Below are 21,057 nucleotides of genomic sequence, written 5' to 3'. Positions count from 1 at the left end.
GTCGTTGTTGGACAAGGGCCGGTGAATTGGAGGGATGATGGCTGAGCCCGGCGATGCCGAAAACGTGCACATGTCGGCGGATGACCGTGGCTGGATGGTCGACACGCTGCTGGCGTTATTGCAGACGCCAAGCCCGTCAGGGCGCACCGATGCCGTGATGCAACTGATCGGCCAGACCCTGACCAAGCTCGGTGTGCCGTTCACGCTGACCCGCCGTGGCGCGCTGATCGCCGAGCTGCCGGGGCGATCGCAGACCACCGACCGGGCCATCGTGGTGCACGCCGACACCATCGGCTGCATGGTGCGCGAGCTCAAGGACAACGGCCGGCTGGCACTCGTGCCGGTCGGTACCTTCTCGGCTCGGTTTGCCACCGGGGCCCGGGTCCGGATCCTGCCCGACGACAACGACCAGTTCTTCACCGGAACCGTCATGCCGCTCAAGGCCAGTGGTCACGCGTTCGGTGATGAGATCGACACCCAACCGACCAGTTGGGACGACGTCGAAGTCCGCGTGGACCGGAATGTGGAGTCGCGCGCGGATCTCGAACGGCTGGGCATGAACGTGGGCGATTTCGTCGCGCTGGTGGCCAGCCCGGAGCTCACCCAAGACGGTTTCGTCGTCTCCCGGCACCTCGACGGCAAGGCCGGCGTGGCCATCGCGCTGACGCTGGCCAAGGTCGTCGCTGAGCGCAGCATCGTGCTGCCGCACCGGACAACGCTCATGGTGACCATCACCGAGGAGGTGGGCCACGGCGCCAGTCACGGCCTGCCGCCGGACGTCGCGGAACTGGTGTCCGTGGACAACGCGGTGTGCGCCCCCGGCCAGCAGTCCCTCGAGCACGGCGTCACCATTCCGATGGCCGATATGCACGGACCATTCGACTATTACCTGACCCGCAAATTGTGCAAACTGGCCCAGGAAAAGGGAATTACCCACGCCCGCGACATTTTCCGCTACTACCGGTCGGATGTTGCGGCAGCCATCGAGGCCGGCGCGGCCACCCGCGCGGCGCTCGTGGGGTTCGGGCTCGACGGCAGCCACGGCTGGGAGCGCACGCATCTCGATTCGCTCGAGGCGACCTATCTGCTGCTGTACAGCTGGCTCCGGACGCCACTGACTTTCGCGATGTGGGACGCGCAGCCGTTCGGCGATCTGGAAGATTTCCCGGCCGAACAGGCCGCTGCCAGTGAGCAGTGGGTGCCGTTGTCGCGCGGTGACTACGCGGACCCCGGCGCGGCGGCACAGGGACATCACTGGCCGCCCGAGGAGGGCAGCGGTGATGTGGTGCCGAGCTGATCCAGACTTGCATGCGGTGGATAGCACCGAGCGGCAGCTGGACCTGAGGTCAGCAGAATTCGAGACTGCGCTGACCCACCTGCGACAGGCTACGGAGGATCACACCCAGCGCGTCGAAGCCGAGGAATTTCCGCTGTTGACGGACCGGTGATCACCGGGAGCACTGCATCAATCGTTCGGCACGGGCCCGAGGGAGCGCAGTCCGAATTGCCAACGTTCGCTGCTTGCCGAGGGTTTGGCGCCCGCCTGGCCGGCCACGGCGCAGTGGTCGCAGCAGTATTGGCGGTCGTCGATTCGCAACGGGTGGCCCAGGATTCGGCATCCACAGTGCCGACACATCGGGGCCACCATCGTGGCCATGCATTCGATGCAGTCAAAGCTGGCACTGCGGCCGTTCCAGTTGACAGTGAACGACTGATCGCAATCGGTTCCGCACGTTATGCACACCGGCATCGATAACTTGCTTCCTGTCCGTGACTTCGACTGTTGCTGTCGCAGGTGGCGTGCATACCCTGGACCGTGATCGGTGAAACCTGTTCCAACCACTCACTTTCTTCCTTCGCGCCTGACCGGCGGTTATGGCTGGTCGTAGCGGGCACAGCGGTGGTGCACCGATCCGATCGGCGGTATGGTCGATGACAGCGCCACCACGGCGCAGTCGCTTAGACCGAAGCGACGGCAGCTGAAAGCTTCCTTTCCGGTGTGCGGCCGCGGTCCAGATCAGGGCGTGGCTGAATGGACACCGAAGGTGGCGATCGGCGACGGCAGATTGCCGGTCCACCTGATCGGTGGAAACAACATGCATGCCCTATCACCGGGAGTCTCTGGTGAGTTGATTTTCCCGATGCATGTTGTGGGCCTGGGAAGGCACGTTCATGTCAATCTCATTGCTGGAGAAGCCTGAAGGCGCCCGTTACTCAGATGAGTACGCGGATGTCCCCGACATGGTGGTGAAGTTGCGCACACTTCCTGCAGCGTCCGATGAGTTCATTAGGCAGCGCGACAACATCGTGTTGCGGTGCTGCCCGTTGGCGGACCGGCTGGCCCGCCATTTCGATGGCAGGGGAGAGAACATCGATGACCTGGTCCAGGTCGCCCGCGTCGGTCTGATCCAAGCGGTCAACCGTTTCGATCCGGGCAACGGCGCGGGATTTGTCGCGTTCGCGGTCCCGACCATCATGGGCGAGCTCCGGCGCCACTTCCGTGACTACGGCTGGAAAGTCCATGTGCCCAGGAGCATTCGCGACATCCGCCAGCAAATGAAAGGCGTGACAACAGAATTGACGCAGCGGTTGGGGCGGTCGCCGAATACCGGGGAACTCGCCGAAGCGTTGAGTGTTGCTCCGGAACAGATCGCGGAAGGGCTGCTGGCGGCCAATGCCTATCAGCCCCAGTCACTCGACACGCCCGTGGTCGACAATGACGACAACCCCCAGTCGCTCGCCGACCTCCTCGGCGACCTCGACGAAGGGTTCGAGCGGGTCACCGAGCGGGAGTCCGTGAAGCCGGCGCTGGCGGCGCTCCCGCCCCGCGAACAACGAATTCTCTACCTGCGGTTCTTCGCATCCAAGACCCAACGTCAGATTGCCGATACGATCGGCGTCTCGCAGATGCACGTCTCGCGGATCCTGGATCGGACGCTGCGCGATATCCGAGAGCAGGTGGCGCAGACCTGACGACGCTCTGGCGTAACGGGTTACGGTGCAGCCGCGTTTCTCGATGCGCTGGTGCATCAAGGACTTTCGTCCGAGAGCACCAGCGCCATCGACCGTCTGTTGGTTGCGGAGAGAGGCTGAACGGCGCCTAGGCGTGGCCGCCGCCGCAGCCGATTCCAGGGATGCAGCCGCTACCGCCGGGCAGCCCGCCCGGTCCGGCGTTGGCGCCGCCCGAGCCGCATGCTGTGCCGTACTGAGTGGGTACGCACCCGGAACCGCCGGGGCCGCCCCCCGGACCGCCGTTGACGCCGCCCGAACCGCACTGGCCGTTGACGCAACCACTGCCACCGGGGCCGCCACCCGAATCATCGGCAGGCTGCAGCGGGTAGCTGGTCAGCACCGCATGGCTGCTGATGGTGTTCGGCATCATTTCGGCCGATACGAACGAGGCGGCCACGCCGGCCGTTGCGAACGCTCCGGCCGCCAACAAGGGAATGATTTTGTTACTCAACATGTCCAGTTGATTGCCGCCTGACGGCGCGGTCAAACATCGTCGTGGTCGATAAATCCGAAACCTGGTGTCCGGTCGGTCGGCAGGGCCGCGTACCGCGTTGTGGCGTAGGTCACCGCGCGCAATACTTGCATCGATCATACTTATTTAAATAGCCTGCTTGACAGGTGGAGGACGGGCATCGGGAACTTTCGAGCCACGTCGCGCCAGCGCATTCACGACGCAGTGAAAGGTTCTGCCATGTTGTCTACGTCCCGTTTGTCGGCGGCTCACGCCGAGGTTGTCCACGCCACATTGCCGGTGGTCGGTGGTGCGATCGGGGAGATCACCCCGGTTTTCTACCGCCGGTTGTTCGCGGCGCATCCCGAGTTGGAGCGTGATCTGTTCAACCGCGGCAATCAGGCCAACGGATCGCAGCAGAAGGCGCTGGCGGGATCGGTCGCCATGTACGCCACACTGCTGGTCGACCCTGACGCGCCCGGGGTCGACGTCATCGAGCGGATCGCGCACAAACACGCGTCGCTCGGTGTGGCGCCCGAGCAGTATCCGGTGGTCTACGAGCACCTGTTCGCGGCGATCGTCGAGGTGCTCGGCGCGGACGTCGTCACCGCCGATGTCGCCGAGGCGTGGACGGCGGTCTACTGGTCGATGGCCGACATGCTGATCGGTCGGGAACGGGAGTTGTACGAGGCGGCCGGCACGGGTCCGGAGCATGTCTGGATGCCGGTCAAGGTCATGGACAGGGTGCAGCAGTCGCCGCTTACGGTGGCTTTCGGGCTGGCTGCCGTCGACGGCGGGAAACTCCCTGATTTCGTTCCGGGACAGTACATTTCGGTGGCCGTACGGCTGCCCGACGGCGCTCGCCAGATTCGTCAGTACAGCTTGTCGCACGCGGGTGCCGACGACCGGTGGCGCATCTCGGTGCGTCGCGAGGGCGCGGTGTCGTCGTACCTGCACGAGTACGTCTTCGAAGGTGACGTGCTTCAGGTGTCGCACCCGTTCGGCGACATCGCCCTGGACAGTCCGGCGGATATGCCGTTGCTGCTGATCTCGGCGGGCATCGGGATCACCCCCGTGTTGGGCATGCTCTACTTCATCGCGGCCGAGCAGCCGGGACGCCCTGTGACCGTGGTGCACTGCGACCGCACCCGCGCAAGTCACGCCCACCGCGCCGAACTTGCCGATCTGGTCGACCGCATTCCCGGTGCCACGCTGCACACCTGGTACGACGGGCTGCCCGACGGCTATCCGCTGACCGAACCGGACCGGCGCGGCCGAATCGACCTGAGTGCCATCGACTTCCCGTCCGAGGCAAACGTCTACATCTGCGGTCCGACGTCGTTCATGGCAGCGGCGGTCCGTCAGCTCGGAGAAGCCGGGGTACCGCGTGAGCGCATCTGGTTCGAAGCGTTCAGCCCGCTGGCCGTCTAGCTTCGCTGCTGATGAGTACCGCGACAGCGATCCAGGTCGCCATCACGTTCGTCTGGTTGGGGATGGTGCTGGCCATCTCCTTCCTGGAGGCCCCACTGAAATTCCGGGCACCGCAGGTCACGCTGCAGATCGGGCTCGGCATCGGACGCCTGGTATTCCGCGCCCTCAACACCGTCGAGCTGGTGTTCGCAGCGGGAATTGTGCTGGCGGCCTTGGTGAGTCGGCCTTCGGTGGCCGCCACGGCCGCGTCCTCCGTGGCCGTGGCGGCGCTGGCGGTACAGCTGCTGGTCGTGCGTCCCAGGCTGCATCGCCGGTCGGACGAGGTACTGGCCGGACGCGTCGGGCCACGCTCCCGCGGTCACTATGTCTACGTGGGGCTGGAGTTGGTCAAGGTCGTCGCGCTCCTGGTCGCCGGCGTCTGCTTGCTCTGATTGGCCACCGCGAGCAGTGTCGGTGGGGCTAGTCCCGACCGGCAACGTCGCTGAGCCCTACATCTTGATGGCGGGCAGCAACCGGATGAGGTTCCAGGTTCGGTTGCGCCGGGCGCACAGGCTCGAAATGCCGAGGGAGCCAAGCCAGATGGCAACCAGCACGATGATGGCCTGCCACAGCCGGTTGTCGATACCACCCAGGATCAGCTGTCGAAGCCCGTTGACGCCGAACGTCATCGGGTCGAACCTGTGCAGCACCTGGAACGGTCTGGACGTCGTCTCGACGGGGTACATACCGCCGGCGCTGACCATCTGCAGCATCAGCAGCGCCATGATCAGCACGCGTCCGACCGCCGGTCCGACGAGCGCATTGATGGCTTGCGTCGCCGCCACGAAGGCCAGCGAGATGAGCATCATGAAGCCCAGCATCGCCACCGGGTGCGACACCTGCATACCGAGCGCGAACCGTACGACGCAGTACAGAATGATCGCCTGGAACAGCGCGATGAATGCCGCCGGTAGGTAGCTCGCCAGCACGACCCTGATGGCCAGCACCTCAGCGGCGATCGGGCGGTTTTGCAAGGGCCGCAACACCATCCACAGCACGAGCGCGCCGAAGAACAGCGCCAGCGTCAGGAAGAACGGGGCCATGCCGGTGGCGAAGTTCGGGGCACCGTTCTCGTGTGAGGACTCCAGGTTCACCGGGCCGCCGATGGTGTCGGCGATGGCCTGCTTCTGCTGCTCGGTCCAGGTCGGCACCTGTTTGGCGCCGTCGGCAAGCTTGGTGGCCAGTTCGTGGTTGCCGTCCTTGAGCTGGACGGTACCGGACTTCAGCTGACGTGCCCCGTCGTCGAGTTGGACGATGCCGCTTGCCAATTGCGCATTTCCGGTGGCCAGCTGCTGAGCCCCGTTGCGTAATTGGTTCAGCTTGTCGGTGAGCTGCTGACCGCTGCTGCCCACCTGATCCAGCGCGGTCCGCAGCGGGCTGCCGGGGGAGCGCAGGGTCTCGGTCATCGAGATCGCGGCGTTGCGCCCGTCGGTGAGCTGCTGACGGATCTGTGGCGTGAACTGATGGCCGTTCAGCTGGTCCTGGACGCCGCGCAGGGTATTCACCGCGCCGGCCGACACCGGGTCCTGGTTCACCGAAAGTTGTTGGATCACCGAACCGATCGCCGCTGCCGCGGTGTCCTGCGCGGTGGCGAGCGCGCCGGCCTGATCGGCAGCCTGCTCCAGTGCCGTCGCGCTCTGTTGCAACTGCTCGGTGCTTCCGCCGACCTGTGACAGGGCCGTGGTCACCTTCAGCAGCGGGTCGGTGGCTTGGGTGATGCCGCTGGACAGCTGCTTGGCGCCGGAGGACAGCTTCGCCGAGCCGGTGCGGGCGTCGTCGAGACCACTGACCAACTTGCCTGCGCCGGTATCTACCTGCGCCGCGCCGTCGGCCAGTTTCTGCGCCCCGTCGGCGGCCTGCTTGATGCCGGCGCCGGAGGAAACCACCACGGACAGAATCTGATTGACCGCCTGACCGGAGATGCGGGTGGACACCGCGTTGAGAACCTGGCTGGTCGCGGTGCGGCCGATGGTCGAGGAGATGTAGTTGTTGGCGTCGTTGTAGACGGCGATCAGCTGGGCTCTTTTGGGATCGCCGGTGACCGGGGAAGCGATGGCCTCGCTGAAGTTCTCCGGCAGCTCCAGCATGAAGTAGAACTTGCCGTGCTCGACGCCGTCGCGCGCCTCCCGGTCGCTCACCACGTGCCAGTCCAGGCTGTGGTCGGCCGTCAGGCTCCTGGCGATCTCGTCGCCCGCGTTGACGTGGACGCCCTCGACGACGGCGCCGCGGTCGGCGTTCACCAGTGCCACCGGCATCTTGTTGACCTGTCCGAACGGATCCCAGAACGCCCACAGGTACAGCGCGCCGTACACCAGCGGCAGCAGCATCAGCACCACGATCGCGGCGCGCGTCATGCGGCTGCGGCCGAAACGCTTGATCTCCGAGCCGAATGCGAGTCCAGCAAGCATGGTCAGGCCTTTCCGGTCAGCATGCGGCGGTCATGCAGAACGTGGTCGGGTGCGTCGTCGCCCAGCGGGTTGGTGACCCCGACGACGACGGTGCGGTGTTCGGCGAGGGCGCCGAGCCGCTGCGCGGCGAGGTCGCGGCGTTCGTTGTCTCGTACCTGTTCGAGGTCGCCCACCATCAGGACCGGCCGATCGGACATCAGGGCCAATGTGATGCGCAGCAGAAAGAGCTCGAGATCGGACAGCTCGATGATGAAGGTCTTCGGTGACAACAGCGGAATGTCGCCGAAGACCGCGGTCATCTCCGGGGTGTCCGACTGGACCGGCACCCAGGCCGGGAACGGTGACACCCAGCGGCGCTGCTCGGTGAGCACCGTCTGGACCGTCACCATTTCCTCGAGCTCGTCGATGTCCGCGAACGCGGCGATGGCACAGTGCTGCCGGATGCCCCGCGGTCCGGTCGCTCCGTTGACGGTGACCGTGCCCTTGGTCGGCTTGAGCCGGCCGGCGAGGGTGAGCAACAGCGTGTGCTGAGCCGGTCCGCCGGGCATCTGGATGGCGTGGAACCCGGGCTTCAGTTCCAGGTCGACGTCGGAGAAGAGCGGACCGTGTTCACCGACGAGGCTGAGACCCTGCGCGGTGATCACCGGCGGGCCCTCCACTGTGTCTGTGGCGGCCGTCGTCTCGTCGTCCATCAGTGCTCATCTCCGGGGTCGCAGTAACGATGGCCAGTAAATCAGCGTGGGAAGGCAAATCTGCGGTTAGTGGGCATCCGGAGGTTGTGATGTCACGCGGAATCCGTTGCGATATGCCATGGCAGACACAGGCTGACCCGCAGGCCGCGCGGATCGCTTCCCGGTAAGGTTTGTGCGACCCGCCACTGGACGTCTGTCAAGAACAAAATTCTCGCGATTATGAATTGCGAATTTCATTTGTGAGAGTGTCGTTGTTATTGTCCCGTTATGCATCGCATCGGGGGCGTTCTGGCCGCATGTCTACTTTTCGGTTCACTACTTGTGGGGCTGCCCGCAGCCCACGCTGACGGCGACGAGCCGCAGTACGCCGAGTTCTATCTGCCACCGGATCCACTGCCCCCGGGCCGGCCCGGCGATCTGATCCGGACGGAACCGTCGCGGCTGGTGCTCGAACCGTCCGGGCAGCTGGGCGCGATCATGGCCACCGGGACGCGAATCATGTACCGCAGCACCGACGCCCGCGGAAATCCGGTTGCGGTCACCGGCACCTACTTCGAGCCGTACAACGACTGGCCGGGCAAGGGGCCGCGGCCGCTGATCAGTTACGCGGTCGGCACCCAGGGGCAGGGCAACCAGTGCGCGCCGTCGCGGCAGTTCAATCAGGGCATCCACTATTCGGGTGGCTGGGACATCATGGTCAACTACGAAGAAGCGTTCATCGCCACGATGGTGGCCCGGGGCTTCGCGATCGTGATGACCGATTACGAGGGCCTCGGCACTCCCGGGATGCACACGTACGTCAACCGCGTCGCCGAGGCCGCCGCGGTGCTCGACGCGGCCAGGGCTGCCAAGAAACTCCCCGGCACCTCGCTGGATCCCGATGGGCCGGTGGCCTTCTGGGGTTACTCGCAAGGCGGCGGCGCCGCGGCGTCGGCTGCCGAGCTGGCGTCGTCCTATGCACCGGAACTGCATGTCGTCGGCACATATGCCGGGGCGCCAGTGGCCGACCTCAAAGAACTGTTCCCGTACACCGACGGCAGTGCCCTGGTTGGTGTCGTCGGGTACGCGCTCAACGGCGAGATCTACGCCTACCCGGAATTCGCCGACCTGATCCGCTCCAAGCTCACCCAGCGGGGCAAGGACATGCTGGAGAGCGTGTCGCGACAATGCGTCGGGCAGACGATTGTCGACTTCATGTTCCGGCACCTGCAGCCGTACTTCACCGAGGACATCAATGTGTTGATCGAGGAAGAGCCCTTCAAGACGCTGTTCGAGATGCAGAAGCTCGGCAAGTACAAGCCCAACGCTCCGGTACTGATCAACAGCAACCGCTACGACCCGCTGGTGCCGTGGACGGCCGCGAACCAGCTGGGCCGGGACTGGTGCGACAAGGGCGCCGACGTCGAGTTCCGCACCAACGAGGAACCGCCGTTCCTGAACAAACTGGTGATCAACCACGCCCTGCCGATGCTGGTCGACGGCGAGCCGGCGATGCAGTGGATCGCGGCACGGTTCAACGGCGAGCCCACGTCGCCGAACTGCGGGACGTACTGAGCCGAAGGTTCAGTCGCGATCGCCCGCGACCGACGCGCGGATCACGCGGTCCCGGCCGCGGTTCTTCGCCTCGTACATCGCGACATCGGCGCGGCGGATGGCCGAGCGAAGGCCGGCCTTGTGCCCGAGCTGGGAGACCCCGATGCTCACGGTTCCGGCGAGGACCACGTCGTTGTGGCTGAAAGTGGCGGCGGCGAACGCCACCCGGAGCCGGTCGGCGATGACGGCCGCCTGGCTTTCGTCGACGCCCGGCAGCATGGCGCAGAATTCTTCGCCGCCGATCCGGGCCAGCAGGTCGCCGCCGCGCAGGTTCGACCGTGCCACGCAGGCGAATTCGGTCAGCAGGCGGTCACCGGCCTCATGCCCGAAGACGTCGTTGACGGCTTTGAATTCGTCGAGGTCCATCACGATGACCGAGCACCGGAGCTGCCGCACGACGCATTCCTCGGCGAGCCGCTGAGCCTGGATCATGAAGCCGGCCCGGTTGAGCGTGCTGGTGAGGGAGTCGAGCATGGCCGCATCGGCCAATTGGTCCTCGAGCCGTTCCCACCCCATCAGCGAGAGGCACAGGTTGATGGCCATGACGGCAAAGGCGAAGAACAGCATCGGAACAGACTCGACCGCGGTTGTCGTGGCGAACTGTACGGCGCCCGCATCGAGATGGAGGCTGACCGAACGCCCAACTGTCGCAGCGGCCGCCACCACGTACAGGACGAGCAGAATGCGCCGAGAGGCCAGGCGCTCGACGCGCTGGGCCTTGATGCCGTCCACGACGCTCAGCGTGAAATACCCGACCAGAACCAGCGCCGTGAGGGAGACGCCGGCCGGGATGCTGGTGGTGAACGGCGGGATGAATTCGAACGCGACCAGCACTGTCAGGGGCCCGGCCGCCATTACCCGGGCGCGGATGGGCTGTTCGTTGAAGGCGCACAGGCCACCCCAGATCAACGACCAGCAGATGACGATGAGCAAGTTGGCGACCGTCACCGACAGCACCTCGGGCACCTGGCCGCGCGCGCTCAACAGCCCGGCGCCCAAGGCGCCCGCGAAGTTGCCCGCGCCCCAGAGCTGGACTGCGGCGTGTCTGCGCTTACCGGCGCCCACCCAGACATGCAGCAACCCGAAAAGCAGGGCGGTCATCGAGACGACCATCCACAGGGTGCGCACGTCGGGGTTCATGGCGCGCTACCGGGTGTAGCCGGGGGCGCGCGGCGTTGGGAGCGGCTGAGGCATAGCGCAAACTTACTCGCCGCTGCCGACCACTGTCGGCAGCATTCGGTAGGGTCCAGCCCGTGAATTTGAGCGTCAAGTCTGTCGTCAAGTCCGTGAACGCCCGCCTCGCCGAAGAGCTGGCCGTCGCCGAAGCTCAGGTCGACGCCGCGGTACGGCTGCTGGACGAAGGCGCGACAGTGCCCTTCATCGCCCGGTACCGCAAGGAAGTCACCGGCAGCCTGGACGACGGCCAGCTTCGCACCCTCGAGGAGCGGCTGCGCTACCTGCGCGAACTGGATCAGCGGCGCGACGCGGTGCTGGCGTCCATCGAAGAGCAGGGCAAGCTGACCGACGACCTGAGGGCGGCGCTGCTGGCGGCGGAGACGAAGTCGAAGATCGAGGATCTATACCTGCCGTACAAGCCCAAGCGCCGGACCAAGGCGCAGATCGCCCGCGAGGCGGGTCTGGAGCCGTTGGCCGACCGGCTGCTGGCTGATCCGGCGCTGAACCCGGAAGAAGTGGCTGCCGAATTCCTCGGTGAGGAGGTGGCCGACGTCGCCGCCGCGCTCGACGGCGCCCGCCACATCCTGGTGGAGCGGGTTTCCGAGGATGCCGAGCTGGTCGGTGCGGTGCGCGAGAAGTTCTGGGCGGACGGCACCCTGACCACCAAGCCGTGGTCCGAGGAGGCGGCGAAAACCCCTGCCGCGCAGAAGTTCCGCGACTACTTCGAGTACTCCGAGCCGCTGGAGGACATGCCGTCGCACCGCGTCCTCGCGGTGTTGCGCGGGGAGAAGGAAGAAGCGCTGTCGCTGAACTTCGACGGCGGTGACGAGACGCTGTACCAGGCCATGATCGCCCAGTCGCTCGGCGTGGACATGGGGGCCGGCGGCGCGGCCACGCCGTGGCTGACCGCGACGGTCGGCTGGGCCTGGCGCACCAAACTGATGTTCTCGGCCGCCGTCGACGCGCGCATCCGGCTGCGGCAGCGCGCCGAGGGGGACGCCGTCGCGGTGTTCGCCAAGAACCTCAAGGACCTGCTGCTGGCCGCGCCGGCGGGGACCCGCGCCACGCTGGGCCTCGACCCCGGCTTCCGCACCGGCGTCAAGGTCGCGGTGGTGGACGGCACCGGCAAGGTCGTCGACACCTGCGCCATCTACCCGCATCAGCCGCAGAACAAGTGGAACGACGCCAAGGCGACGCTGGCGGCGCTGGTGGCGCGGCACAACGTCGAGCTGATCGCCATCGGCAACGGCACCGCGTCCCGCGAAACCGATGCGCTGGCAACCGAACTCATCGCCGATCTGAAGGCGGCGGGCGCGTCCGGGCCGAAGCGGCTGCCGACGAAGGCGATGGTCAGCGAGGCCGGCGCGTCGGTGTACTCGGCGTCGGCCTACGCCGCCCACGAGCTGCCCGAGCTCGATGTCACGTTGCGCGGCGCGGTCTCGATCGCCCGTCGTCTGCAGGACCCGCTTGCCGAACTGGTCAAGATCGAGCCGAAGTCCATCGGTGTCGGGCAGTACCAGCACGACGTGACGCCCGGGACCCTGGCGCGCAGCCTGGATGCGGTGGTCGAAGACGCGGTGAACGCGGTCGGCGTCGACCTCAACACCGCGTCGGTGCCACTGCTGGCCAAGGTGTCGGGCGTGACCGAGTCTCTGGCCGAATCGATCGTGTCGCATCGCGACAAGACCGGACCGTTTCGCAGCCGGGCCGGTCTGCTCGATGTGCCGCGTCTGGGGCCCAAGGCTTTTGAGCAGTGCGCCGGCTTTCTGCGGATCCGTGAAGGCGACGACCCGCTGGACGCCTCCGGCGTGCATCCCGAGGCCTACCCGGTGGTGCGCCGGATCCTCGACCGCGCCGGCGTCACGCTCGCCGAGCTGATCGGTGACGAGCGCAAGCTGCGGTCGCTCAAGCCGGGCGAGTTCGCCGACGAACGCTTCGGTATCCCGACCGTGACCGACATCCTGGGCGAACTCGAGAAGCCCGGCCGCGACCCGCGGCCCGCGTTCTCCACCGCGACGTTCGCGGCCGGTGTCGAGAAGGTGTCCGACCTCAAGGTGGGCATGGTGCTGGAGGGCGTGGTGACGAATGTCGCCGCGTTCGGCGCCTTCGTCGATGTGGGTGTGCACCAGGACGGCCTGGTGCACGTCTCGGCGATGGCCGACCGCTTCGTGTCTGACCCGCACGAGGTCGTCAAGTCCGGCCAGGTCGTCAAGGTCAAGGTGCTCGAGGTCGATGTCGAGCGCCAGCGCATCGGCCTGACCCTGCGGCTGAACGACGACCCGCAGCGTCCCCGGGACGGCAAGCGGCCCGAGCAGGGCGGCGGAGCCCGTCGCGACGGTGGCGGTCAGCCGCGTGGTGGCGATGGCGGCAATCGGGGTGGCAACGGCGGCGGCCAGAACCGCGGACAGAATCAGGACCGCGGCGGCCGTAATCCGCAGCGCGGCAACGGCGGTGGGCGCCGGGAGGCGGCACCGTCGGGTTCGATGGCCGATGCCCTGCGTAAGGCTGGCTTCGGCAAGTAGACCGACATACCGCGGCACGGGCCGCAGCGCTGACCACCCGGTCGGTGCTGCGGCCCGTGTCGTTTCGGAGGTGCCCGTGCCGTCTGACAGTTGGTTGACGGGCGGTGTCCAGGCAATTCCATGCGGGACGAAATATCTTAAGCCCCTTGTTATTTGCTGGGCGTTCATGTCGCCGCCCTACATGTGTCTCAGTCGCGCCCTGCGGCCTGCGCCGGTTGACCCGAAGGAGTCCTCTCGATGCCCGACAAGATTCCTCCGGATAACGGCGCAGCGCCGAAACGCCCGACGTTGCACTTCTCGGAGTTGCTGAAGACACCGGTGGTGTCGCGGTCCGGCGAAGCCGTCGGCAAGGTGAACGACGTCATCGTCCGGTTGCGCGGTGCCGACAGCTACCCGTTGGTGACCGGATTGGTCGTCGGGGTCGGCGGCCGCCAGGTCTTCGTACCGATGGACAACGTCAAATCGCTGAGCACCGAGCGGGTTGAGCTGACCAAGAACAAGGTGGACCTGCGGGCCTTCGGGCGTCGCGACGGTGAATACCTGCTGGAAGCCGACATCCTGGATCACCGGTTCATCGACGTGCCCAACGCCGAACTGGTACACGCCTACGACATCGAGTTGGACGCGACCGATGACGGATGGATCCTGTCGAGCCTGGACACCCGCAAGCCGACGCGACTGTTCGGGCTGATCAAGTCGTCCGGTGGCCATGCCAGCCGGGACTGGCGGGCCTTCGAGCCACTGATCGGACACGACAAATCGATGCTGGTGCGCCGCGTACAAGGCCGGGTACAGACCATGAAGGCCGCCGACATCGCGGACCTGCTCGAGGACGCCAACGACGCCGAGGAAGGCGAGATTCTGGAACGGGTCCGGGGGAACCCCGAGCTCGAAGCGGATGTGTTCGAAGAGCTGGATCCGGAGAAAGCCAGCCAGCTGTTCGACGACATGTCCGATACCGATGTTGCGGCGGTGCTGGCTCGGATGCGCGCCGACGACGCGGCCGACGCGGTTTCCGACCTTCGGCAGTCCCGCCGGCGCAAGGTTCTCGACCTGCTGCCGGGCGGTCAGCGCACCAAGGTCATCACCCTGATGGGTTTCAATCCGGAGTCCGCCGGTGGGCTGATGAACATCGACGTTGTCACATGCGCACTCGAAGCATCTGCGGATCAGGCCCTCGCGATCATTGCCGGGGCACGCACGCTGCAGCCCGAAGCGCTGTTGAAGATGCACGTCCTGAACGCCGACGATCAGCTGGTCGGCGTGGTGTCCGTGATTCGTCTGCTGCAGGCCGAACCGGCCACCGCCCCGGTCACCGACCTGATGGACTCCGACCCGGTCCGGGTGGCGCCAGACGCCGACCTGACCGATATCGCGCTGCTGATGTCCGACTTCAATCTCGCGACCGTGCCCGTTGTCGACGACGGGGATCGCCTGCTCGGCGTCGTGACGTACGACGACATCCTCGAAGCTCTCATCCCCGAGGACTGGCGCCGCCGCGAACCGGCGGCCCGGCCCATCCGTGACATCGCCGCGTCGCGCCCGAACGGTGCGCGGTCATGACGAAACCCGATTCGACCGCGCCGGCCTCGGTGTCGCCGCCCGGCCGACATGAGACTGCGGTCTTGGACTCTGCGCACCTGGGCGACATCGAGGGTGCGTTCGGCAAGATCAGCGTCAGCGATCCCGGCACCGCGTCCACGCTGAAGACACGGCTGCTGACCCTGGCGGCCATCCTCGGCCCCGGCATCATCGTCATGGTCGGCGACAACGACGCCGGTGGCGTCGCCACTTACGTGCAGGCCGGGCAGAACTACGGCTACAGCCTGCTGTGGACGCTGCTGCTGCTGATCCCGGTGCTGATCGTCAATCAGGAGATGGTGGTTCGGCTCGGTGCGGTCACCGGTGTCGGGCATGCCCGGCTGATCAACGAGCGATTCGGCCGCGGTTGGGGCTGGTTCTCGGTCGGGGACCTGTTCCTGCTGAACTTCCTGACCATCGTCACAGAATTCATCGGAATCGCCTTGGCTGCTGACCATTTCGGCATATCGCGGTACGTCGTGGTGCCGACGGCGGCAGTGGCGCTGGTGGCGATCATGGCCACGGGCAGCTTTCAGCGTTGGGAGCGTGCGATGTTCGTGTTCATCGCGATCACCCTGCTGCAGATACCCATGCTGTTCATGTCGCATCCGCGGTGGGGTGAAGCGGCAAAATCATTTGTGGTGCCGCATATTTCGGGCGGTGTCAGCTCGGATGCCGTGCTGCTGATCATCGCCATCGTGGGCACCACCGTGGCACCGTGGCAGTTGTTCTTCCAGCAGTCCAATATCGTGGACAAGCGCATCACGCCGCGGTTCATCGGCTATGAGCGGGTCGACACCACCCTCGGAGCCTTTGTCGTGGTGATCGGTGCGTCGGCGTTGGTGATGGTCGGGGACTGGGCTGCGAGGTCGACCGGCCAGACGGGCCAGTTCAGCGATGCGGGTGCCGTAGGCGGCCTGCTGGGTCAGCACAATGCATTGCTCGGCAACATCTTTGCGATCGTGTTGATGGACGCCTCCATCGTTGGTGCGGCCGCGGTGACACTTGCCACCAGCTACGCGTTCGGTGACGTGTTCGGCATGAAGCACTCGCTGCATCGCGGGTTCAAGGACGCCAAGCAGTTCTACGTGTCGTACTGCAGCATGATCGCCATCGCGGCAGCCATTGTCCTCATTCCGCACGCTCCGCTGGGTCTGATCACCACTGCGGTCCAGGCCCTGGCCGGGTTGCTGCTGCCGAGTGCGAGCGTCTTCCTGCTGCTGCTGTGCAATGACCGGGAAGTATTGGGTCCGTGGGTGAATCGGCCCTGGCTCAACTGGGTGGCCGCGGTTATCGTCGGCGTGCTGTTGATGCTGTCGGGCATCCTGATGGCGACCACGTTGTTCCCGAACATCGACGTGGTCGTGGTCAGTGCGTACCTCGCTGTCGGGCTCGTCGTGGCCGGGGTGCTGGCATTCGTGGCGTTGCGAGTGATGTCTCGCCGGCACGCCGCAGGTCCGCCGCCGAAAGACATCGGGAATCTCGATCGCGACACCTGGCGGATGCCGCCGCTCGCGCTGCTGGAGCCGGTCACCTGGAACCCCGCGACCCGCCTGGGCATGATCGGCCTGCGCAGCTATCTGGTGGTTGGTGCAATCCTGTTGGTGGTCAAGGCGGTTCAGGTCAGCCACGGTGGATAGTCACCTGGCGGCGACCGCCTGAGCCGATGGCCCGCGCACGACGCACCCGGGTGTCGTCGGTGAGTTGTCGGTCGGGAGAGGAGATCAGGAATCGAGAAGCGCCGCCGATCGGCACCCGGTTAACGTGTGGGTATGCCCAGCAGAACGCATGCCGCCGACAGCCACGACCTGATCCGCGTGGTCGGTGCCCGGGAGAACAATCTCAAGAACATCAGCGTCGAGATTCCGAAACGGCGCCTGACGGTCTTCACGGGGGTCTCCGGGTCCGGTAAGAGCTCGCTGGTGTTCGACACCATCGCCGCGGAATCGCAGCGCCTGATCAACGAGACCTATAGTGCGTTCGTCCAAGGTTTCATGCCGTCACAGGCACGTCCCGACGTCGACGTACTGGAGGGGCTGACCACGGCGATCATTGTCGACCAGGAACGGATGGGCTCCGACCCTCGCTCGACGGTCGGCACGGCCACCGACACCGGCGCCCTGCTCCGCATCCTGTTCAGCCGGATCGGCAGACCGAATATCGGTTCCCCGCAGGCCTTTTCGTTCAACGTTGCCTCGATCAGCGGCGCCGGCGCGGTGACCATGGAGCGTGCCGGTCGTACCGTCAAGGAACGGCGTGACTTCAACATCGTGGGCGGCATGTGCCTGCGGTGTGAGGGGCGCGGCTCGGTCAACGACATCGACCTCTCCGCGCTGTACGACGACAGCAAGTCGATCAACGAAGGCGCCGTCACGATTCCCGGCTTCAGCATGGACGGGTGGTACGGCCGAATCTTCAACGGCTGCGGCTTCTTCGACCCCGACAAGCCGATCCGAAAGTTCACGAAGAAGGAACTGGACGCCCTGCTGTACAAGGAAGCGACCAAGATCAAGGTCGACGGCGTCAACCTCACCTACCTTGGCCTCATCCCGCAGATCAAGAAGTCGTTCCTGAGTAAGGACGTCGAGGCGATGCAGCCGCACATCCGGGCGTTCGTCGAGCGGGCGGTGACGTTCACGACGTGCCCCGAATGTGAGGGTACCCGCTTGTCGGAGCTGGCACGCTCGTCAAAGATCAAGGGCGTCAACATCGCTGAGGCCTGCGCGATGCAGATCACCGACCTGGCCGAGTGGGTCCGCGCACTGGCCGACGACAAGCGCCTCGGCGCCGGCGTGGCGCCGCTGTTGGCGGCGTTGCGGCACACGCTCGACTCGTTCGTCGGAATCGGGCTGGGCTACCTGTCGCTCGCGCGGCCCGCCGGCACGCTCTCTGGTGGAGAAGCGCAGCGCGTCAAGATGATCCGTCATCTCGGCTCGGCGTTGACCGATGTCACCTACGTCTTCGACGAGCCGACCATCGGTCTGCACCCGCACGACATCGCCCGCATGAATGAACTGCTGATCCAGTTGCGGGACAAGGGGAATACCGTGCTGGTCGTCGAACACAAGCCGGAAGTGATCGGTATCGCCGACCATGTGGTGGACCTCGGCCCGGAGGCCGGCTCAGGTGGCGGCCAGGTGGTCTACGAAGGCACGGTGCAGGGGCTGCGTGGCAGTGGCAGCGTCACCGGCCGGCACTTGGACGACCGTGCGGCGCTCAAGAAGTCAGTGCGAGAACCGAATGGGGCCTTGGCGATTCGTGGCGCCAACACGAACAACCTGCAGGATGTCGAGGTGGACATCCCGCTGGGTGTACTCGCCGTGATCACGGGCGTGGCGGGCTCGGGGAAGAGCTCCCTGATCGACGGTTCGGTGACCGGTCGCGACGGCGTCGTCACCATCGACCAGGCCCCGATCCGCGGATCGCGGCGCAGCAATCCCGCGACCTACACCGGACTGCTCGACCACATCCGCAAGGCATTCGCCAAGGCGAACAACGTCAAACCCGCGCTGTTCAGCTCGAATTCGGAAGGCGCCTGCCCGGCCTGCAACGGCGCCGGTGTCATCTACACCGACCTGGGCGTGATGGCCACCGTCGAGTCGCGCTGTGAAGAGTGCGAAGGCCGACGGTTCGGCGCCTCGGTGCTCGAATACACCCTGGGCGGGCAGAACATCGCCGAAGTGCTGGCCATGCCAGTGTCCGACGCCGAGCGATTCTTCGCCGGCGGGGACGCGAAGGTCCCCGCCGCGCAGAGAATCCTGGCGCGGATGGTCGATGTGGGGCTGGGCTATCTGGCGCTGGGACAGTCGCTGACCACGCTATCCGGCGGGGAAAGGCAGCGACTGAAGCTCGCCACCCAGATGGGGGAGAAGGGCGACGTCTACATCCTCGACGAGCCCACCACCGGCCTGCACCTCGCGGACGTCGAGCAGCTTCTGGCGCTTGTGGACCGCATCGTCGACGGCGGCAAGTCCGTCATCGTCATCGAACATCATCAGGCCGTGATGGCGCACGCCGATTGGATCATCGATCTGGGTCCTGGTGCAGGTCACGACGGTGGCCGCGTGATCTTCGAGGGCACTCCGGCGGACCTGGTCGCCGCAGGCGAGACGCTGACCGGGTCTCATCTGGCCGAGTACGTCACATAGCAGGTCAGACAGCAGTAGGGCTGCGACCGCTCGGCGGTCGCAGCCCTACTGCTGGATGGATGTGGTGCGGAAGAACGGTCAGACGGGCATCTCCAGGCCTTCAGGGGCCGGAGCGGGAGCCTCAGGAGCCGGCGCCGGGGCATCCGGGCCGGGCGCGAAGTTGGCGGCCTGGATGATCTCCGGGGCCGGGAGGTCGGCCGGACCGGCCGGAGGTGCCAGCGGAGCGTCCAGCGGGCCGTCGAGGGGCAGATCGGCCGGGATGTCGTCGCCTGGAGCCAGCGGCAGGTGCATGTGGTGGGTGAACTGGCGCTGGAAGGCACCGCCGCCACCAATTCGGACGCCGCCGCCCTCACCGCTGGACACCGCAGTGCCGTCCGGCAGCGTCACGGCGGTGTGGCCGCCGTTCCAGCCGATGTTCAGGGCGCCGGGCGCGGTGCCGGGCAGGAAGCCGCGGGCGCGCAGGGCGGCCTCTTCGTTGCCGGTGTTGAACCGGTCGCCGTAGACGGGACGGCCGGTGGCGGCGTTGGCCACCCAGGAGGCCAGCCCGGAGCAGTCGGTGCCGCGTGCCGTGTCTCCGCCGGAGATGTACGGCGTACCCGAAACCTGGTTGACCAAAGCCAGCAGCGATGCGGTCGCAATAGCAAACATGACGATGAACGCTAGCAACGGAAATTTGAGAGCGTCAAAATTCTGTGTCTGCCATCACGTTTCGCGAATTGTGTGGTGTGCGTTACATGCACGTTTATTCACATCATGTTGGGGCAGAGGCGATTTCGTGAATTCGCAGGTGAATGCACAAAACATACTGCCATACACAGCTTTTCCGCAAATGCAAGGTCGCGACGGCTGATGCGGAGCCGTGACCAGCTAATTCTAAGACCGGTGTCGAGGGCCTCTGCTCGGTTTGTGCGACGGTTCCGGCCCCCGCGTGGGCTCTTCAGGTCGCACCTGCCGCGGACCTGGGTTCACCTTCTGAAACGGTCAAGTTACGGTGGGCCGATGTGGATGTCCCGGTCCCGATTCGCGCTGAGTGAAGAGGTGCCGGCGGTGCCGGACGAGGTCCGCACCTTCTATACAGATCTGGCGAACATGAAGCTGGTGCATCCGCTGGTGGTGGCGGTGGACTGTCTGGTCGATCGGCAGGACGCGCAGGGCCGCCACCGCGACTATCGGGTGCGAGACCGCATCCCGTTCGGCCCGCTCGCCCTGGCGGTGACCTATCGGGCGACGGTACTGATCGCGCCCGGCGGCGTCGTGCACACCGAGGCGCGCCAGTTTCCGAAGGTGCGGCTGCGCGGCACGGTCGCCTTCGCGGCGTCCGGCGCCGGCACCACCGTCACCGAGACGGTAGATATAGATGCACCGCGGCTGCTCACCGCGTTCACTGCCGCACAGGCGGAAAAAGCGCACGCGGCGATGCTGGCGGCCATCCGGCGCCACTTCGAGGAAAGTCGGACCTGAACTGTCCGGGTGATCGGCTGCCGGTGCCTACCGGCGCCGCGTCAACCGTGCATCAGCTCGGGAAGAAACCGTCACCGGTCTTGAAACCGGGCTGCCAGCCCTGCGCGCCCAGGCACAGCAGCGGGCGGCCGTCCGGCGCCTGGGCGGCGGTCTGCGGGCCGGGGCACGGGGAACCGATGTTCTTGACGCCCTGGATCGCGTAGGAGTAGCCCCAGAAACCGGTGTCGACCGGCGGCCACTGGTTCGGGATCCAGTGGCAGGCCATCGATGCCCCGCCGGGCCCGCGGCCGAAGATGAAGATGTCGTGGTTGTCGCACGGCGCGCCGTTGACCGCCTGGTAGTTCATGCCAGGGACGTCGGTGGGGTAGCGGCCGGGATCGTCGTTGCCGCCCAGCGCCGGATCAGCGCTCGCGAACGGTGCCAGCCCGATGGCGGTTCCGGCGATCGCTGCGGCCACCGTCAGTACCCGAAACATCCTGGTCATCTCCCCTCGCGCTGCTGCCACACGACAATGTGGCAAAGCGTAGCGTGTCAGCCGCGTCG

The 21,057-nt window shown here is 66.1% G+C and carries 18 protein-coding genes; 12 read left to right on the top strand and 6 right to left on the bottom strand.

Annotation, left to right across the window (positions count from 1 at the left end; all coding sequences use genetic code 11):
• Positions 1 to 34: 34 nt before the first annotated feature.
• The 4 genes from G6N59_RS03975 to G6N59_RS03965 all read left to right on the top strand — a co-directional run bounded on the left by G6N59_RS03975 (position 35) and on the right by G6N59_RS03965 (position 2,973).
• Positions 35 to 1,297, top strand: coding sequence for an osmoprotectant NAGGN system M42 family peptidase (locus tag G6N59_RS03975; RefSeq protein ID WP_138230927.1), 1,263 nt, complete (start codon positions 35 to 37; stop codon positions 1,295 to 1,297).
• A gap of 16 nt (positions 1,298 to 1,313) precedes the next feature.
• Positions 1,314 to 1,448 carry a hypothetical protein gene (locus G6N59_RS31500; protein WP_268815804.1) on the top strand — a complete coding sequence of 45 codons (135 nt, stop codon included), beginning with the start codon at positions 1,314 to 1,316 and terminating at the stop codon, positions 1,446 to 1,448.
• A gap of 477 nt (positions 1,449 to 1,925) precedes the next feature.
• Positions 1,926 to 2,201 (top strand): hypothetical protein, encoded by a 276-nt coding sequence (locus G6N59_RS03970; protein WP_138230926.1) that lies wholly within the window; start codon positions 1,926 to 1,928, stop codon positions 2,199 to 2,201.
• On the top strand, positions 2,173 to 2,973 hold the full coding sequence (locus tag G6N59_RS03965; RefSeq protein ID WP_163911907.1) for a SigB/SigF/SigG family RNA polymerase sigma factor: 801 nt from the start codon (positions 2,173 to 2,175) through the stop codon (positions 2,971 to 2,973). Before G6N59_RS03970 ends, G6N59_RS03965 begins: the two co-directional genes overlap by 29 nt.
• A 127-nt stretch (positions 2,974 to 3,100) precedes the next feature.
• On the opposite strand, the gene G6N59_RS03960 is transcribed toward G6N59_RS03965, so the two are convergent.
• Positions 3,101 to 3,466: a PE-PGRS family protein gene (locus G6N59_RS03960; RefSeq protein ID WP_138230925.1), complete on the bottom strand. Its 366-nt coding sequence runs from the start codon at positions 3,464 to 3,466 to the stop codon at positions 3,101 to 3,103.
• A 237-nt stretch (positions 3,467 to 3,703) separates the two neighbouring features.
• Here G6N59_RS03960 and G6N59_RS03955 point away from each other — a divergent pair, with 237 nt between their 5' ends.
• Both G6N59_RS03955 and G6N59_RS03950 read left to right on the top strand, forming a co-directional pair.
• Positions 3,704 to 4,894, top strand: a complete 1,191-nt coding sequence (locus G6N59_RS03955) for a globin domain-containing protein (protein ID WP_138230924.1) — start codon at positions 3,704 to 3,706, stop codon at positions 4,892 to 4,894.
• 11 nt (positions 4,895 to 4,905) lie between these two features.
• Entirely contained in the window at positions 4,906 to 5,325 is a 420-nt protein-coding gene (locus G6N59_RS03950; RefSeq protein ID WP_138230923.1) for a hypothetical protein, read from the top strand.
• A 57-nt stretch (positions 5,326 to 5,382) separates the two neighbouring features.
• Here the strand turns inward: G6N59_RS03950 and G6N59_RS03945 are convergent, their stop codons facing one another.
• Both G6N59_RS03945 and G6N59_RS03940 read right to left on the bottom strand, forming a co-directional pair.
• Positions 5,383 to 7,341: a YhgE/Pip domain-containing protein gene (locus G6N59_RS03945; protein ID WP_138230922.1), complete on the bottom strand. Its 1,959-nt coding sequence runs from the start codon at positions 7,339 to 7,341 to the stop codon at positions 5,383 to 5,385.
• Positions 7,342 to 7,343: 2 nt separating this feature from the next.
• Complete coding sequence (locus tag G6N59_RS03940; RefSeq protein WP_138230921.1) at positions 7,344 to 8,033, bottom strand: hypothetical protein; 690 nt, start codon at positions 8,031 to 8,033, stop codon at positions 7,344 to 7,346.
• 267 nt (positions 8,034 to 8,300) lie between these two features.
• On the opposite strand from G6N59_RS03940, the gene G6N59_RS03935 reads away from it, so the two are divergent.
• Positions 8,301 to 9,587, top strand: coding sequence for a lipase family protein (locus tag G6N59_RS03935; protein ID WP_163910934.1), 1,287 nt, complete (start codon positions 8,301 to 8,303; stop codon positions 9,585 to 9,587).
• A gap of 9 nt (positions 9,588 to 9,596) precedes the next feature.
• Here the strand turns inward: G6N59_RS03935 and G6N59_RS03930 are convergent, their stop codons facing one another.
• The gene (locus G6N59_RS03930; protein WP_138230920.1) at positions 9,597 to 10,766 is read right to left on the bottom strand and encodes a GGDEF domain-containing protein; all 1,170 of its coding nucleotides are present in this window, start codon (positions 10,764 to 10,766) and stop codon (positions 9,597 to 9,599) included.
• 113 nt (positions 10,767 to 10,879) lie between these two features.
• On the opposite strand from G6N59_RS03930, the gene G6N59_RS03925 reads away from it, so the two are divergent.
• The 4 genes from G6N59_RS03925 (at position 10,880) to G6N59_RS03910 (ending at position 19,053) form a co-directional block, all read left to right on the top strand.
• Positions 10,880 to 13,324 carry a Tex family protein gene (locus G6N59_RS03925; protein ID WP_163910931.1) on the top strand — a complete coding sequence of 815 codons (2,445 nt, stop codon included), beginning with the start codon at positions 10,880 to 10,882 and terminating at the stop codon, positions 13,322 to 13,324.
• 249 nt (positions 13,325 to 13,573) lie between these two features.
• A complete protein-coding gene (locus G6N59_RS03920) occupies positions 13,574 to 14,887 on the top strand; it encodes a magnesium transporter MgtE N-terminal domain-containing protein (protein WP_407665867.1) in 1,314 nt (437 codons plus the stop codon).
• Positions 14,884 to 16,545 carry an Nramp family divalent metal transporter gene (locus tag G6N59_RS03915; RefSeq protein WP_138230918.1) on the top strand — a complete coding sequence of 554 codons (1,662 nt, stop codon included), beginning with the start codon at positions 14,884 to 14,886 and terminating at the stop codon, positions 16,543 to 16,545. The genes G6N59_RS03920 and G6N59_RS03915 overlap by 4 nt, the downstream gene beginning before the upstream one ends.
• A 132-nt stretch (positions 16,546 to 16,677) precedes the next feature.
• Complete coding sequence (locus tag G6N59_RS03910; RefSeq protein WP_138230917.1) at positions 16,678 to 19,053, top strand: ATP-binding cassette domain-containing protein; 2,376 nt, start codon at positions 16,678 to 16,680, stop codon at positions 19,051 to 19,053.
• 78 nt (positions 19,054 to 19,131) lie between these two features.
• Here the strand turns inward: G6N59_RS03910 and G6N59_RS03905 are convergent, their stop codons facing one another.
• Positions 19,132 to 19,701, bottom strand: a complete 570-nt coding sequence (locus G6N59_RS03905; RefSeq protein ID WP_138230916.1) for an NlpC/P60 family protein — start codon at positions 19,699 to 19,701, stop codon at positions 19,132 to 19,134.
• 351 nt (positions 19,702 to 20,052) lie between these two features.
• Between G6N59_RS03905 and G6N59_RS03900 the strand changes: the two genes are divergently transcribed.
• Complete coding sequence (locus tag G6N59_RS03900) at positions 20,053 to 20,514, top strand: SRPBCC family protein (RefSeq protein WP_138230915.1); 462 nt, start codon at positions 20,053 to 20,055, stop codon at positions 20,512 to 20,514.
• A 52-nt stretch (positions 20,515 to 20,566) separates the two neighbouring features.
• On the opposite strand, the gene G6N59_RS03895 is transcribed toward G6N59_RS03900, so the two are convergent.
• Entirely contained in the window at positions 20,567 to 20,989 is a 423-nt protein-coding gene (locus G6N59_RS03895) for a hypothetical protein (protein WP_138230959.1), read from the bottom strand.
• Between the last annotated feature and the right edge of the window lie 68 nt (positions 20,990 to 21,057).

It is taken from the genome of Mycolicibacterium aubagnense (assembly GCF_010730955.1).
In the GTDB taxonomy this organism is placed as follows: Bacteria; Actinomycetota; Actinomycetes; order Mycobacteriales; family Mycobacteriaceae; genus Mycobacterium; species Mycobacterium aubagnense.
This window is presented reverse-complemented; position numbering and strand designations above follow the sequence as displayed.